Raw genomic sequence first — 16,170 nt, forward strand, 5'->3', positions numbered from 1 at the left:
CGCGGTGCGGCAGAAAGTCTTCTACCGATATGAACGACCGCCGTCAGCGATGAACGTGCTGCCGATGACGCAAGAGGCCTCGCTGCTGAGCAAGAAGACCACGACGTTTGCAATTTCGTCAGCGCGTGCCATGCGACCCAACGCATAACGAGAAATGAAGCCCGCTCGATCCGAATCAGGCATGGCTAGAAAGCCGTTCGTCATCGGTGTGTCGACTGCCCCGGGACAGACGCAGTTCACTCTAATGTCTGGCGCTAACTCGGCAGCAATCGTTCGGCTGTACTGAAGTAGCCCCGCCTTTGCGGCTGAGTAGCCAGCACTACTAACGCCTGGCATTAATGCTGCCAAGGCTGCGATGTTGACAATTGCCGCGCTCTTTCCGGCCGCGGCAGCGCTGCGCAAGTGGCGCAGTGCTGCACGGCTGGCTAAGAACGGGGCAGTCAGATTAACTTGGAGACTCTCATTCCAGCGCGCGAGATCGGTTTGCTCCAGCTTGCCGACATCTAGGGCGCCGACCGCATTCACCAGCCCGTCGAGCCCACCCATCCCTCGTGCGCACTCATCGATGGCGCGTGTGGTCGCGTCTTCGTCTCGAAGGTCGACGCTTACGGCAATGCCGCCTGTCAAGGCCTGAACCTGCGTCAATTGATCCATTCTGCGTCCGAGGACCGCGGTGATGGCTCCCTCCGAGGCACACAGTTCGGCAACTGCGCGGCCTATGCCGGTTCCGCCGCCGGTGATTGCGATACGGCGCCCTTCGAGTCGACCCCTATGTGCTGGACCCACTTGTTCCGGTACCTTCGCCGCTGCTGCGGCCATTATCAGATCGAGTGATGTCATCGGATTGCCAGCAGAACTTTTCCAAAGTGATTGTTGCTGCGCATCAGTTCCTGCGCCATGGCCGCATCGGCGAGCGGAAGGACGCGATCGATTCGCGGCTTGAGCCTGCCAGCGGCAACGTGCGGCAAGACTTCGGAGGCGAACGAGTGGGCGATGGCGCTTTTCTCCTGAGGACTGCGCGAGCGAAATGTGACGCCTATCAACCGCGCGCGCTTGAACGCTAGCATCCCGAGATCCAATGTGTCTGTGGACCCACCGAGCCGACCAACGGCGACAATGCGGCCGCGCAGCGCCAGGCTTTCTAGATTGCCACTCAGCGCGCCCCCGCCGACCATGTCGATAACCAAATCCACACCCTGTCCGTTGGTCGCTTCATGCGCCGTAGCCGGCCAGTCGGAATCCGCGAGCAGGCCACGGTCCACCGATTCACCCGTCATCAGATTTAGCTTGGCGCCTGAGCGTGCAACACCAATGACGCTTCGTGCGCCCCTCAGCTGTGCGAGCTGTGCCGCGGCTTGACCTACGCCGGAGGTGACGCCTTGGATTAGGACTGTTTCACCGGCACGGAACTCGCCTTGCGTGATCAACGCGTCGTGAGCGGTCATGTACCAGGCCGGTAGCGCAGCCGCAACCTGCCAGTCGATCCCGTCCGGAACATGCACGGCGAGCCGATGGTCCACACACGCAAACTCCGCATGGGAGCCCTTGGACAAGGCTAGGATGCGATCGCCGACAGCGAACCCGGGGCAGTCGCTGCCGACTTCCACGACTTCACCCGCCAACTCGCTGCCTCCCACCTCGTTGGCGGCGTAGTGGTCCTTCGGCAGAGCAAGGTCCGCTCGATTTAGTCCGGCCACCTCGACCCGCACGAGTAGTTCGCCTCTGCCCGCTCGCGGTGTCGGCACCTCGGAGAGAATCAGCCGTGGGTTTTTTGGGTCGTTGTTGTCGACAATAAGGCCTTTCATGGAGCAGATCCTTCCTGGTTGGTTTCCGCCTGCACCGGCTGTGCTGTCATTTCCAGCGCCAGCCAGCGATCGAGATCGACTGCACGCCCTAAGATCGCGCGTGCACGCTTTTCGTCGGCAAGGGGGGGCGGCATGGCGCCTTCGTTCATGGCTTGTTTGAGCGTCTGCAATGTGTCAGCAAATAAGGTGCACATCGGCAAAAGCAGGGAGAGGGGGTAGAGGATTTGCGAGTAACCCATGCTGTGCAGTTCCGCTACCGAGAGGGATGGCCAGCCTTCGCCCCCGTACATGACCACTGAGAGTGGCGTGCCACGGAAGGTGCGGCCAATGCATTCGAGCTCCTCGGGCTTTCGGACGCCGGCGATGAAGAGCCCGTCGACGCCGCAACGCAAATACAGATCGGCGCGACGCAGAGCAGCATTGATGCCATGTGCACCGTACGCGTCGGTGCGCCCGATGATCCAGAAGTCGTCGCTACTGCGCGTCTCAATGGCGACGCGCAGCTTTGCCGAGATTTCTTCATCGCTGACCACTTCCACCGCAGCGTTCTGGCCAGGGCGTTTCACCGAGCGCGTCTGGTCTTCAAGTACTAGGGCTCCGATGCCGAGGGCCTCGTTGACCTGGACAGTGCGTGCGACCGACTTAACGTCACCATAGCCATCATCTCCGTCGCCAATGCACGCAATTGACGTGGCGTCCAGGATGTCGCGGGTGATTGCCGACATGTCAGTCAGCCCTGCAATGCCCAGGTCAGGCAAGCCGTAACGGGCTGCCAGCGCGCCAGAGCCACTGATAGCCATGGCGGAAAAACCTGCCTGCTGAATCAGACGCGCCGAGAGCGCATCGTGGGCGCAGGGCACCACCAGGGGGGCGCCAATGGCCAGGAGTTCACGAAACGTTGGTCGCTTAGACATCACTCAGTTTCCGGGGGGATACATTCCGGTTCGGCGCCAAGTCCCGGAGCAGCGACCTCCGCTGAGCCGTCCTGGAGCCTAGTTAATGCTATCGATAGCAATAATAGCGGCATGATCGGCGGGGCCGCACCTAGGGTCTATACCTAAGCCACAAGAGCTCCGCGAATGAATTTCTATAGAACAGTAAGGGTTAGCCCTACACGGCTAGCAACGATTTCAACTTTACGAATCTCAACTTTCGCGCTAACGTTAGCACTGTAGTTGGTAAGAATGAATGCTGACACGTCGGCCGCACCGGTACCGCGGTTGCTGCCGCTTGCTTGAACCATTGAGGAGACGAACCCATGAGACGACCTATCGATCCGAGCCTGCCTGAAGTATTTGGCCTGGACCATGCTGCTTACAGATGTCGTGACGCGCAGGAAACTTGTGACTTCTACGAGGGCCTGCTGGGATTCCCGTTGGAGGTGGCGATGATCAATAAAATCCATCCCACCACTCGTGAACCGCTGCGCTATCTGCATCTGTTTTTTGACATCGGCAGCCCAGATTCGGAGTCGTCGTCATACCTGGCGTTCTTCGATGTCGCCGACGAGGTTCACGGGCAAGACTTTGACTTCAAACGCCAGTGGGGCATGGATCTGCACTTCGCCATGAAAGTACGCGACTGTGACGCCATCAATGCCTGGCGTGATCGGCTGCAGGAGTTGGGCGTCCAATTCGATGGCCCCGTTGATCATGGTGTCTGCACTTCGCTCTACTTCCACGATCCGAATGGCTACCGGCTCGAATTCATAGCCATGAACGCTGAGAATGCCAAATCGTGGGAAGAGCATAAGCGCGAGGCGCACGATTCGCTGAAGGCCTGGAATGAACTCAAGGCCCAACCCCCGGCCGCTTCATTGGTTTAAGTCCAGCAGGTTTCACGATGACTGAAAATTGGGATGTAACGTACGAGTGGGTGCACCTCACATACGAAGAGCGTGCACAATTCGCGGAGACCTATGGCTTTACGGGTAGCCAGGGCAAAGTGAACCTGGAGGGGATGTTGCTCCGCCCCAAGGATCTGCCCTCAAAGACACTGGTGATTCTGATGCATCCCAGCTCCACGCTGCATCTGCTGCCGGTGCCACGTGCATTCGCCCGCTCGGGAATGCACGTCCTGTGTGCTGGCAGCCGATATCCGAAGAACGACACGGCCCTCATCATGGAGAAGGTCGTTCTTGATCTCGGCGCGTATGTCCGGCACGCGAAGAAGGAATGGGGATACGAGAGAATCGTCCTGCTCGGCTGGAGTGGTGGCGGGGCCCTGTCATTGTTCTACCAGTCGCAGGCGGAGTCGCCGAGTATCGTCGATACTCCTGCGGGTGACCCCGTTAATCTGAAGGGTGCGGGACTGATTCCCGCCGACGCTGTCATCTTCCAGTCAGCCCATGCGGGCCGAGCCCTTTGCCTTGCCGAGGTCATCGATCCGTCCGTTCTTGACGAACTGAATCCCGATGACCGAGATGTCGAACTCGACATTTACGATCCCCGGAACCCAAACCAGCCTCCGTACACGCCGGAGTACATTGCCCGCTACCGTGCTGCGCAGATCGCCCGCGTTCGCCGGATAACGGCGTGGGTGAAGGAGACGCTCGCAGAACTGAAGCGCCGCAAGACTGCAGAGCTGGAGCGAGGCTTCGTCGTTCACCGTACCTGGGCGGACCTGCGGTTTCTCGATCCGAGCATGGACCCCAACGACCGCGCGCCGGGTGGCGCATTGATGGGGAATCCTGAGACGGTCAACTCAGGTCCGATTGGGCTTGCGAGATTCTGCACCTTGCGCGCATGGCTCTCGCAGTGGTCGCTGGACGACTCGCGCGCCGACGGCTTTGTTTGCGCCGCTGGTATCGCCGCTCCGTTTCTCGTCATCGAAGGCAGCGCGGACGACGGCGTTCCTCAGCCGGACTCCCGGAGGATCTTCGAGGCGGCTGGCTCGACGGACAAGTCGATGCACGTGATCAAGGGTGCCACACACTATTACACGAATCAGCCAGAGCAGATTGCCGAGGCGACGCGAGTCGTGCGCACCTGGCTTGCAGCACGCAATCTTCTATAGACGCATACCACTGCCCCCGCAGTGATTTGCGTTCACGCTAGAACGCAATCCATGCCGGCGTGCTTCACGCACTGTCGGCGAAGGCGTTCGTGCGAACCGCACTCCTCCTCTCAGGCCACCGGGCCCTTGGTCCGGTCCATCAGCATCGGGCGCAGCGACGAACCCCCAGTGAACAGCATAAGCCTGGCAAAAACTTGGAAGCCGACATGATCGAATTGAAGGAAAAGCCCCGGCAAAAGACTCTTGAAGACCGGTATGAACTGCGCGAGGGCATCGTATCGTTGTCGGGCACTCAAGCACTGGCGCGCCTTCCGCTGGAGCAGCGGTGGCGGGACCAGGACGCCGGACTCAACACTGGCGGATTCATTTCTGGTTATCGTGGCTCGCCGCTTGGCAGTTATGACCAGGAACTCTGGCGCATCGCTGCCAAGCTCAAGACCTGCAATATTCAGTTTCAGCCGGGCGTGAATGAGGACCTTGCAGCCACTGCAGTGTGGGGCACGCAGTACGTCAACCTTTACCCAGGGGCGAAGGTCGATGGTGTATTCGGAATCTGGTACGGCAAAAGCCCCGGCGTGGACCGAAGCGGCGATGCCTTCCAGCATGCCAACACGGCAGGAACGGCCCCACTCGGAGGCGTGATTGCGCTGGTCGGTGACGACCACGCGGCAAAGTCGTCGTCCAGGTCGGCCCAGTCCGATATGCAACTGAAGGCCAACGGCATTCCAACCCTCTATCCGTCGAATACACAGGAAATCCTTGACTACGGGCTCCATGGCATCGCCATGAGTCGGTACGCCGGCTGCTGGGTCGCCATCAAGCTTGTGACCGATGTCGTGGAGACGACCACAACGGTGGAGGTCGGCCCCTCGCGCGCCAGGCCTGTCCTGCCGCCATTGCCGACCCAAGCGCCGGGCGGTCTGCACATTCGTGCGCAGGAACCGCCACTCGAGATGGAGGCACGTCTTTACGAGCACAGGCTGCCTGCGGCGATCGCATATGCCCGGGCCAATGGGTTGAACCGCATCTTGCTATCGCCTTCCGCACCGCGACTCGGCATCGTTTCGGCGGGAAAGAGCTGGACGGACGTCCGTAGTGCGCTACTTGAACTGGGCTTGGATGACGGCGCAGCGGAGCGCGCAGGCATTCGCCTCTTGAAGGTTGGCATGAGCTGGCCCCTCGACGCGCAAATCGTCGAGGAGTTCGTGCAGGGCCTCGACGAGATCCTGGTAGTGGAAGAGAAGCGGCCCTTCCTGGAAGAGCAGATCAAGAGCATCTTGCATGGAAGCCGTGAAAGTGCGGGCGTCAAAGTCTGGGGCAAGGCCGATCCGTCCGGTGTCGGCTGCTCCGCACCGCGCGTCCCGCCGCTGCCATTGGCAGGTGAACTCACGCCGAAGATCATTGCTCGTACGATTGCGGCGCTGGCAGGCTTGGCCGAGCCGGATTCAACAGAGCAAGGGGCTGTAGTCCCTGCCAGTCCGGGGTTGCTGCGCACGCCGAACTTCTGCTCCGGCTGCCCCCATAATAGGTCCACCGTCGTGCCCGAGGGTAGCCGGACGATGGCTGGCATCGGTTGCCACGGCATGGCAATGTGGATCCGGCCCGAGAGTACCGGCACTGTCACGCACATGGGCGCGGAAGGCATGTTCTGGGTGGGACAGTCGCGTTTCACCGAAGAGAAGCATGTCTTCGTCAATCTCGGCGATGGCACTTTCTTCCATTCTGGGAGCCTCGCTATCAGGCAGGCCGTCGCAGCCAAGGTGCGCGTTACCTACAAGCTGCTGTTCAACGGCTACGTATCGATGACCGGAGGCCAGAAGGTCGACGGCGAGCTGTCGGTGCCGCGCGCCATCGATATGGTTCTCGCCGAGGGCGTCACCAGGGTTGTTGTCGTTGCAGACGATGTCGCTCGATATGACGGCGTCAGGCTTCCGACGGGCGTCGCGGTCAGGCCGCGGACGGAGCTGGATCAGGTCCAGCGTGAGCTGCGCACCTTCGACGGCGTATCGGTATTGATATACGACCAAGCGTGTGCAACGGAACTCCGGCGGCAACGCAAGCGCAATCCAGCCATCGATGTGGCGCGGCGTGCCTTGATTAATGCCGAAGTTTGCGAGGGATGCGGCGATTGCGGAGTCAAGTCAAATTGCATGTCGGTCGAGCCGCTTGAAACAGAACTAGGCCGAAAACGGAAGATTAACCAATCAAGTTGCAACAAGGACTTGTCTTGCGTAGAGGGGTTCTGTCCAAGCTTCGTGACGGTACGAGGAGGCCGTCTTAAGCGCCAGGCGGCGGTGGGCAAAGCATCTAAGACTGCGTGGGGAGAACTTCCCGTGCCGACACTGCCTGACACGACGGGTGGATATGGCATGCTCATTGCGGGAATCGGTGGAACCGGCATCGTTACGATCGGCGCGATTCTTTGCATGGCCGCCAGTCTTGAAGGACGGGAATCCAGCGTTCTCGACGTGACGGGCATTGCGCAAAAGTATGGCGCCGTAATGTCGCACCTTCGCTTCGCGCCTAAGGGCGAGACATTGCGTAGTGCCAGACTCGGGCTCGGAGAGGCCGACGTGGTGATCGGTTGCGACCTGATCGTGGCGTCCGGGGATGAAGCGCTCGGGAAGTTGAAGACAGGCCGAAGCCATGTGATTGTCAATACCACCATCAATCCGACGGCAGCGTTCCCGAAGATGCCGGACTGGCAAGCGGACGCAAACGCATTGCTTGATCGCTTGCGCAGCAAAGTTGCCAGCAATGTACGAGCCCTCGAGGCCAGCCCCATTGCGACTGCGCTCATGGGCGACGCAATCGCGGTGAACATGTTCATGCTCGGTTATGCCTGGCAGCTTGGACTCGTCCCCGTGGGTTTTGAAGCGATCTCGCGCGCTATCGAGCTGAATGCGGTACAGGTGGACTTCAACCGCCGCTGTTTCGAATGGGGGCGCCGCATGGCGGTCGATTCGGGCGCTGTCGAACGTGAGATTACTGGAGACTCGAATCGGGAAGGCGAGAACGTGATCCAGTTCGTTCCGCGTCGACTGGAACGCGTCGAAGAAATCGTCGCCGATCGCCTCAAGCGACTGGTTTCGTATCAGGGCAGGGCTCTGGCTGAAAGGTATGCGGCCGTGGTCGAACGCGCGAAGGCTACCGACGCGAAAGTGGGTGCGAAAGGCCGCTTGGCTACGGCAGTTGCGCGCTACTATTACAAGCTGCTGGCGAATAAGGACGAGTTCGAAGTGGCACGCATCTATTCGTCGCAGGCGTTCCGGAAGGAAGTTGAAGCCCAGTTCGAAGGCGACTATCAAATCAAGCTCAACTTGGGGGCCTGGCCATTCTCCAAACGTGACCCCGCTACAGGGGCGCTGCAAAAGCGCGAGGTTGGCAGCTGGATATTCCCGGCAATGAGGGTTCTCCAGTCGCTTCGGGGTGTGCGTGGCACCTGGCTCGACCCGTTTCGGAACAATCCGGAGCGGAGGCTGGCCCGTGAGCTGCTCGCGGCTTACGAGGATGACATGGAGCTCATCGAGGAGCAAGCGGGGCGCGGCATTAGCGCGTCAGATGCCATCGCGCTCGCGTCGTTGCCAGAAAGGATCAGGGGGTACGGTCACGTTCGAAGCGAGCATGCGAAGAAGGTGGCTGACGAGCGACAGGCGCTCCGAATCAAGTGTTCTGGTCGCGATGAGGGGGAATCTGAGGCTGCCGTTGCAAATAATCGGTAAGCGTCCGGGTGCGCGCTTACGATAATCGTTTCTAGACAGGGTATGTAGCTGTATGCGGATAGGCTGCAAAAACCTGATCAGGCGCATTTAAAGCGCGTGCCTATACCCGGTTATGAACAAACCGGGAACGCACCTTCTATCCATCGGCGAAGCGGCAGCCGCGCTTGGCGTGGCTGTCGCGACCTTGCGGCGCTGGCATCGCCAGGGTCGGCTGCTGCCTGCTCTACGCACACTAGGCGGCCACCGGCGCTATGCCTCGGAGGCGGTCCGAGTCGCATCGGACGAGCAGGCACCCGCGGCCGGCAAGACCATCTGCTACGCCCGCTCAGGATCAGCGCGAGCAGCTACTGACGCGAGCCGCCCGTCTTGAACGACATTGCCGCGAGGCAGGATTTGCCCACGTCGAGGTCGCGACGGACCTGGGCCGCGGCCTGAACTATCGGAAGAGCGGCCTGCAGCGCATTCTGGTTGACATCCGGCGCGTTCGCGTAAGCCGCCTCGTCGTCGTGACGAGAGACCTGCTTTTGCGCTTTGGCAGTGAGTTGCTGTTCCAGATTTGCCGGTTTTTCGGCGTCGAGGTCGTAGTGTCGATGCTACTGCAGGGATTTCCCGTGAGTAGCAGCTCACCGAGGCGAGATTCTCACCGTCTTTTATTCGCGCCTCTACGGCTTGCCCAGCCGGGGGCGAGGTTCATGCAGCGTACAGGAGTCTGGTGCGCGAGCAATGGCTCGCAGCCGGTCGCGCGTCCGCGCCGCCAGGCGTCAGCACCGTTGGTCGAAGCCCTCCGGCTTCGCCCTCCAGCAAGGACCACCGTTCGCCTTGCGCCATTCTGAATGTTCAGATTTGCACATCTCTAACGTAACGGCAGGGCATAGACGAGTCTATGACGCAGAGTGCTAATCAGTTTTGATTGGAGGCGACATCATAGATGCGCAGCGCGTTGATGCGGCTCAGCATATCACCGGCGTAGCTTAGAAACTGTTGCCGCGACCGCTCTGTCAGCGGAACCGAATCCATTAGTGTGGTGATTAAAGGATTCTGTGGCATATCGTTGAAGCGAACTTCATAATGCAGATGAGGCCCGGTTGCCCTGCCGGTTTTCCCAACGTATCCGATCAACTGCCCTTGTTTGACCTGTTCACCGTGGTGGATATCACCGAATCCGGAGAGGTGTGCATAGAACGTTGAAAAGCCATTGTGGTGCTTGAGGATAACGATATTGCCGTAGCCATTCTGCCGGCCGATAAAATTGACGATCCCTTCGGCTGTGGCCGAGACCTTGGTTCCGATGGGCGCAGCAAGGTCCACACCTTTGTGCTGAGTCCAATGATGATGCAAGGGATGATCGCGTCCGCCAAATCCGGAGGAAATACGGGAAAACTCCACCGGCGAATGCAGGAAGGGGCGCTTCATGCTGCGGCCGTCGAAGGTGTAATAGGCGCCTTCCTTGTTTCCGTCCGCTGAATACCACAAAGCTTGGTAGAGTTGATCGCGAAGAATGAGTTCCACCGCCACCACGCGCCCGTTGCTGACGATGGCGCCTTCCCGGAATCCAGCCTCATAGACAATGCGGAAGCGATCGCCAATCACGATATCGCGATGGAAATCAATCAAGCCAGCGAAGATGGAAGGTAGCTGCTGGGCGACGTCGTCCGGCACACTCGCTGCATCCATGGTATAGAAGAACCCGCCCTGACCGATGGAGCCAGAACGCATCTCATAGTGAAGCTCATTCTCCACGGTTTGGAGGTGCGCCACATAGACCGGTCTGGCAAGGTCGCCGATGCGCTCGATTGATAGTTCGCGCGAGGCGGAAACAACGCCGCCAAGATTGGCCTGCAGCGAAACCAGCATATTGCTCTGGTCGACTTCTACCCGCACCCGTTGCCCAGGTTGGAGATTAAAGATGTTGCGTGCGGCGAGGTCCCTGCGGATGAACTCATGGACGTCGGATGAGCTCAAGCCAATCCGCTTGAGCACGGATGCGATTGTTTCCCCGCGTTGCATGCGTTCCTCTCGGATGTATTTGGCATTGGCGTCGGTCAGCTTTTCAAGCTGATCGCGTAGAACGGGAAGTTGTATGCGTTCCTGCAGGCGTGGAGCCTGAGGGCCGAGGTAGGCGGCGCGCGGAGCCACACCTTTGGCCGCTGCCATGCAAAGCATGAGTGCTGCCGCCATGGCTGCTGTCAGCATTCTGCGGCGATATGCACACGTCGCGCTGGGATCGAGCAGTACCAGCGGTTCATACTTTTGTACTGTGTGAACAGGAACTCGGCGAACCCCTTGTCCGCGGATGCTCATCACACGCCTGAGTTCGCCCCCGGTCAGGGCGACAGCCAGTACGTGGCAGCCGAAGTAGATCACCAACACGAAGATGTTCAGGTTGATCACGGTGTGGTTCACTATTTCCATTGATTTCTCCTCGACTGCCTGCTAGCAGAGGAAATTGGACACGTCGCGCGCAACGGGGCTACGCCTCAAACATGCCGGCGAGGTGGTGGCTGGTCAGGATGAGGGGGATCGAATACTTTTTCGCAAGAAGTCAACGGGAAGTTTCCGCACTGGGCGGCGGACAGGTCGGACGCTGACGGGGTAGTCGGGATGGTGACGATGCCGAGCTGTTCTTGCCAAACTCGAGGTGACCGAAATTCAATCTGCCTGACCGAGCGTTGCGCTGGACACTGACCAGACTTGCTGTCGTTCCTCGCAAGCAGTGTTGGGGGAGTGGAATCGTTCATCGTCTTCCTTCCTTAACTCCCCCCAAACTGCCTGTCGAGCTTGCTTCGTGGCGGCCTAGAACGTTGCCTTAAGCGTGAGCGATACCCAGCCACGATCCCAAAGGGCGCCAATGCCGTTGGTCACCACATTGCCTTGTGCGTTGAGCGTGCTTGCATGCTTGGCAAGATACCCGTTGTACGCGAGAGTCGCCGTGTACTGATTCTTAACTTCCGCTGACAAGCCAATGCTGTAGCTGCCATAGCCTTGGTACCCTCCGAACAGCACAGGCGAATTACCCTTTAATCCGACCATGAGGACTGAAGGCATCGACATATCGACACCCGGAAAAACTTGGTACCACGTCGGTTTGAACAGGAGGGAGAGGCCCCATGCATCCTTGGTGGCGCAACCGGCGTTCGTGGAACCGGGGACGCCCTGGCAGACAACGCCTGGGATACCATAGTCCACTGAGTTGAAGTTCTGGCTGTTGGCGCGAACTTTCATCAGACGGCTGTAAGTCAGTTCCCCGATGAGTGTTGCGGAATCGAACACTGGCGTCTTGCCAAAGGACGCCAACGCATTGACCAGGCCGTGCAGGGTATCCCCGCGCGGCTCCTGTCCCCGCAGTGTGCTGCTGCTCATCAACAAGGGGCCGTCGTAGCGGTAACTCAGCTCAGAGCCCACACTGACACCGCCGATCGACTTGGAAAGACTTATACCAAGTAGTCGCGTGCGCTTGTCCGAATAGCTAAAGCCTAACGAAGACGGTACAGGAAGCCCAGGCTGCAAGCCGCCGAGGACAATGGATGGCAGCTTGTCGGTGTACTCACGCAAGTAGAGCCCCGCTGTGCCATCTAGCCATTTGGGACTCCACTTGGTCATCAAGCCCCAGTCGCCAATCGTCTTGGGCTTGTTGTAAGAACCGACCCATGGCACGGGATTTACCGTAGTGCCAAACTGCGCGGATGCGCCGGCGGCAGCTACCGGGTTGATTACATAGGTCCCGCCACCGGCAGTAATGAAGTCGGAAATACCGAAATAGGTGCCGCCGTCAGGAATCGCGCTGGCCTTCCAGTCAAGGAAGTACTGCCCTGCAACCGTAAGTTCGTCAGTCAGTTGTGCGGAAGCGGATAGTTGCGTCAGCGGCTTGAACAGTTCTTTGGCCTCGGTACCCGGGTTCGCGTAAGCCTTGCGGATATCCACCGGGCCTTGCGAGTAGGAAACCCCGTGGATGAAGGAGAACAGCGATTCCCCCCAATAGATGTTATGCTGGCCAAACTTGATATTCACCGGCACCTCGCCCACATCGAACTTCGTGAAAACGAAGGCATCAAGCAGTTCACCCGACGGACCGCGATTCCAGCGCTTGACGTAGTCAGTGTATTGGTTGTTAGCATATGGTGAACTGGCGTCGAAGGGGCCTGAAACGAATGCCGGATTACTCTTGACGCTGGTATCTCGGTATGCGTCGTCGTACCAGAGGGCCCCACTCAGACGCAAACCTGCTTTTTTCTGGTATGAGAGATCGAATTCCGACAGCACGTCGACCCGGTTCGTAACAATATCTCCCTGCTTGAATTTGCTATCGGAGTTGTCCTGGTTGATGTCTTTCAGGATGACCCCGGATGGACTCTGGGCTCGTACGCCCAGGTTATAACGGATCGAATTGTCCCATCGCGCCTCTACGTCGGGGTTCCCGGTATCGAACTGGAAGCCCCTCGCGCTGCCGCTGAGCGCCAGTAAGCCAATCGCCGTTGGCCACACCAACGCTCGGCGCTTGTACACAACGCCAATACTGCTTCGATTCAACATTTTTTTGTCTCCAGAATATTCTAATTGGCGCGTTACCATGCCCCGTCGACGGTGGCATGGTCGTGCTCGCGCTTTCCTCTCTTAACTACATCGCCTCCCCCATCTGCGCCGGCCCGCAGGTTTAGTCCACGGCCTTGGTCATATCCTCCACAACCTTCTTGGCGTCACCGAACACCATCATGGTTTTGTCCATGTAGAAGAGTTCGTTGTCCAGGCCGGCATAGCCTGCGGCCATGGAGCGCTTGTTCACGATCACGGTCTTGGCCTTGTAGGCTTCGAGGATGGGCATGCCAAAGATGGGTGAGCCCTTCTGCAACGCGGCCGGATTCACCACATCGTTGGCGCCCAGGATGATGGCGACGTCGGCCTGCCCGAATTCGCCGTTGATGTCCTCCATCTCGAAGACATGGTCGTAGGGCACTTCGGCCTCGGCCAACAGCACATTCATGTGTCCCGGCATGCGCCCGGCCACCGGGTGAATGGCGTACTTCACCGTCACGCCCTTGTGGACCAGCTTTTCGGCCAGCTCTTTGACCGCATGCTGGGCACGGGCCACCGCCAAGCCATACCCAGGCACGATGACCACCGTCTCGGCGTTGCCGAGGATGAAGGCAGCGTCGTCCGGGCTGCCGCTCTTGGCCGTGCGCTGCACGCCGCCACCGGCACTTGCCGCTGCCGCGTCGCCACCGAAGCCGCCCAGGATGACATTGAGGAATGAGCGGTTCATGGCCTTGCACATGATGTAGCTCAGGATGGCGCCCGAGGAACCCACCAGCGAGCCGGCAATGATTAGCATGGCGTTATTCAGGCTGAAGCCGATGCCCGCGGCCGCCCAGCCCGAGTAGCTGTTAAGCATGGACACCACCACCGGCATATCAGCCCCGCCGATCGGGATGATGATGAGCACACCGATAGTCAATCCCAGAGCGATCACCAACGCGATGTCGAGCCAGCTCTGCGAGTGCCAGAAGCCGAAGCAGAAGAACACCGTTGCCACGCCAAGCAGCAGGTTGAGCTTGTGCTGGCCGGCAAACACCACGGGCGCACCTTGGAACAGTCGGAACTTGTACTTGCCGCTGAGCTTGCCGAAGGCAATGACGGAGCCGCTGAAGGTAGCCGCGCCGATGAAGGCGCCCAGCGCCAACTCGATGCGGTTGCCGCCCGGGATGGCTGCGCCTTTTTGGACGATGCCAAAGGCCCAGGGTTCGGCCACCACCGCGACGGCAATGCATACCGCCGCCAGGCCGATCATGCTGTGCATGAAGGCCACCAGCTCAGGCATCTTGGTCATCTCGACCCGCTTGGCCATCACGGCACCGGCACCACCGCCAACGATCAGTGCGGCGAGTACATAGGCCATGCCCTGTGCCTCGCGACCAGCGAGTTCGACAATGATCGCGGCCGTGGTCAACATGGCGATTGCCATGCCGGCCATGCCGAAGACGCTGCCTCGGATTGACGTAGTGGGATGGCTCAGCCCCTTGAGGGACTGGATGAAACACACGCTGGCGATTAGGTAGAGCAGCGTGACGAGGTTCATATTCATGCTCATGCGGACTCCTTGATGCCGGCCGGCTTCTTGTCTTTCTTCTTGAACATCTCGAGCATCCGGCGCGTCACGAGGAAGCCGCCGAAGACGTTGACCGCTGCCAGCGCTACGGCCATCACGCCTGTGCTCTTGCCCAGCGGCGTTTCAGTGAGCCCGGCGGCCAGCATGGCGCCCACGATCACGATGGCCGAGATTGCATTGGTGACAGCCATCAGCGGAGTATGAAGCGCCGGCGTCACCGTCCACACGACGTGGTAGCCCACGTAGATGGCCAGCACGAAGATGATTAGGTTAAGGATGGTTGGGGATACGGATTGCATTTACTTCCTCGTCATTTCGCCGTTATGCGTGACCAGGCACGCGGCCACGATGTCGTCTTCCAGGTCGATCTTCAGTCCGCCTTCCGCGGGCAAGATCAGCTTGAGGAAGTCCAGCACGTTGCGGGCATATAGGGCCGACGCGTCAGCCGCCACCAGGGCGGGCAAATTGGTTTCCCCCACCAGGGTCACGCCGTGCTTGATCACGGTCTTGCCCGCTTCAGTTAGCGGGCAGTTGCCGCCCTGGGGCGCGGCCAGGTCCACGATGACCGAGCCAGCCTTCATGCTCTTGACCATTTCCTCGGTTACCAGCACCGGAGCGGGGCGACCGGGAATTAGCGCGGTGGTGATGACAACATCGGCCTGGGCCACGCGCTTGGCCACCTCAGCCTTCTGACGCTCCAGCCACGATGCCGGCATCGGGCGTGCGTAGCCACCCGAACCCTCGGCCGCTTCTTTCTCTTCTGCGGTTTCATAAGGCACGTCGATGAACTTGGCGCCTAGCGATTGCACCTGCTCCTTCACGCTGGGGCGGACGTCAGACGCTTCGATGACTGCGCCCAGGCGCTTCGCGGTCGCAATGGCTTGCAAGCCCGCCACGCCAACGCCCAGGATGACTACGCGTGCGGCCTTCACGGTCCCCGCAGCGGTCATCAGCATGGGGAGAAAGCGCTGGTACTTGTCGGCGGCGAGCATCACAGCCTTGTAGCCGGCAATGTTGGCCTGGCTGGACAACACATCCATGCTTTGGGCACGTGAGGTGCGTGGCGCGGACTCCAGTGCAAAGCCGGTGATGCCGGCACTTGCCAGGCGCTGCAGGCCGCTCGCGTCGAATGGATTGAGCATCCCGACCACCGTGGCGCCAGGCTTCAGTGTCACCACCTCGTCCGGCTGCGGTGCACGCACCTTGAGCACCAGGTCGCAACCGAGCGCAATGACCTGATTTGTTATTTCTGCGCCTGCAGCGGCATAAGCTTCGTCGGTTGCATTGGCAAACCTTCCGGCGCCAGATGCGACCCAGACTGTGTGCCCCTGCGCCTTTAGCTTCTTGGCCGTCTCGGGCGTCACGGCTATACGGGTTTCACCCGCCGTGGTTTCGGCGGGTACGCCTATTTTCATGAATCCTCCTAGTTCATTGATCGTTGACGATGTGTTCAAGCTCGGTGACCTGCATTTCTGGCGGGTCAAGGCCCGCAAGACGCACGGAGCGAACCGATCGCGCCGGACTTGTT

12 protein-coding genes are annotated in these 16,170 nt (G+C 59.8%); 4 read left to right on the forward strand and 8 right to left on the reverse strand.

The genetic code is table 11. The annotated features are described in order from the left end of the window. Window positions 1-21: 21 nt before the first annotated feature. The 3 genes from AC07UK_RS15585 to AC07UK_RS15595 are packed head-to-tail and all read right to left on the reverse strand — an operon-like array spanning window position 22 to window position 2,719. Window positions 22-840 carry an SDR family NAD(P)-dependent oxidoreductase gene (locus AC07UK_RS15585; RefSeq protein WP_494693881.1) on the reverse strand — a complete coding sequence of 273 codons (819 nt, stop codon included), beginning with the start codon at window positions 838-840 and terminating at the stop codon, window positions 22-24. Further along, on the reverse strand, window positions 837-1,805 hold the full coding sequence (locus AC07UK_RS15590) for a zinc-binding dehydrogenase (protein ID WP_494687238.1): 969 nt from the start codon (window positions 1,803-1,805) through the stop codon (window positions 837-839). The genes AC07UK_RS15585 and AC07UK_RS15590 overlap by 4 nt, the downstream gene beginning before the upstream one ends. Beyond that, window positions 1,802-2,719 (reverse strand): isocitrate lyase/PEP mutase family protein, encoded by a 918-nt coding sequence (locus AC07UK_RS15595; protein WP_494687237.1) that lies wholly within the window; start codon window positions 2,717-2,719, stop codon window positions 1,802-1,804. The genes AC07UK_RS15590 and AC07UK_RS15595 overlap by 4 nt, the downstream gene beginning before the upstream one ends. 344 nt (window positions 2,720-3,063) lie before the next feature. Here AC07UK_RS15595 and AC07UK_RS15600 point away from each other — a divergent pair, with 344 nt between their 5' ends. From AC07UK_RS15600 to AC07UK_RS15615, 4 genes are all read left to right on the forward strand, one after another. Next, window positions 3,064-3,630 carry a VOC family protein gene (locus AC07UK_RS15600; RefSeq protein ID WP_494687236.1) on the forward strand — a complete coding sequence of 189 codons (567 nt, stop codon included), beginning with the start codon at window positions 3,064-3,066 and terminating at the stop codon, window positions 3,628-3,630. A gap of 17 nt (window positions 3,631-3,647) precedes the next feature. Further along, the gene (locus AC07UK_RS15605; RefSeq protein WP_494687235.1) at window positions 3,648-4,820 is read left to right on the forward strand and encodes an alpha/beta hydrolase family protein; all 1,173 of its coding nucleotides are present in this window, start codon (window positions 3,648-3,650) and stop codon (window positions 4,818-4,820) included. Between the two features lie 206 nt (window positions 4,821-5,026). Then, on the forward strand, window positions 5,027-8,542 hold the full coding sequence (locus AC07UK_RS15610) for an indolepyruvate ferredoxin oxidoreductase family protein (RefSeq protein WP_494687234.1): 3,516 nt from the start codon (window positions 5,027-5,029) through the stop codon (window positions 8,540-8,542). 112 nt (window positions 8,543-8,654) lie between these two features. Continuing rightward, on the forward strand, window positions 8,655-8,912 hold the full coding sequence (locus tag AC07UK_RS15615; protein WP_494687233.1) for a MerR family DNA-binding transcriptional regulator: 258 nt from the start codon (window positions 8,655-8,657) through the stop codon (window positions 8,910-8,912). Between the two features lie 530 nt (window positions 8,913-9,442). On the opposite strand, the gene AC07UK_RS15620 is transcribed toward AC07UK_RS15615, so the two are convergent. The 5 genes from AC07UK_RS15620 to AC07UK_RS15640 form a co-directional block, all read right to left on the reverse strand. Beyond that, window positions 9,443-10,843: a M23 family metallopeptidase gene (locus tag AC07UK_RS15620; RefSeq protein WP_494687297.1), complete on the reverse strand. Its 1,401-nt coding sequence runs from the start codon at window positions 10,841-10,843 to the stop codon at window positions 9,443-9,445. A 492-nt stretch (window positions 10,844-11,335) separates the two neighbouring features. Further along, window positions 11,336-13,072: a DUF1302 domain-containing protein gene (locus tag AC07UK_RS15625; RefSeq protein WP_494687232.1), complete on the reverse strand. Its 1,737-nt coding sequence runs from the start codon at window positions 13,070-13,072 to the stop codon at window positions 11,336-11,338. Between the two features lie 121 nt (window positions 13,073-13,193). Then, a complete protein-coding gene (locus tag AC07UK_RS15630; RefSeq protein ID WP_494687296.1) occupies window positions 13,194-14,618 on the reverse strand; it encodes an NAD(P)(+) transhydrogenase (Re/Si-specific) subunit beta in 1,425 nt (474 codons plus the stop codon). A 2-nt stretch (window positions 14,619-14,620) separates the two neighbouring features. Beyond that, complete coding sequence (locus tag AC07UK_RS15635) at window positions 14,621-14,941, reverse strand: NAD(P) transhydrogenase subunit alpha part 2 (protein ID WP_494687231.1); 321 nt, start codon at window positions 14,939-14,941, stop codon at window positions 14,621-14,623. Continuing rightward, the gene (locus tag AC07UK_RS15640) at window positions 14,942-16,057 is read right to left on the reverse strand and encodes a Re/Si-specific NAD(P)(+) transhydrogenase subunit alpha (RefSeq protein WP_494687295.1); all 1,116 of its coding nucleotides are present in this window, start codon (window positions 16,055-16,057) and stop codon (window positions 14,942-14,944) included. Window positions 16,058-16,170 lie beyond the last annotated feature (113 nt).

It is taken from the genome of Cupriavidus sp. GW821-FHT07C08 (assembly GCF_059419025.1).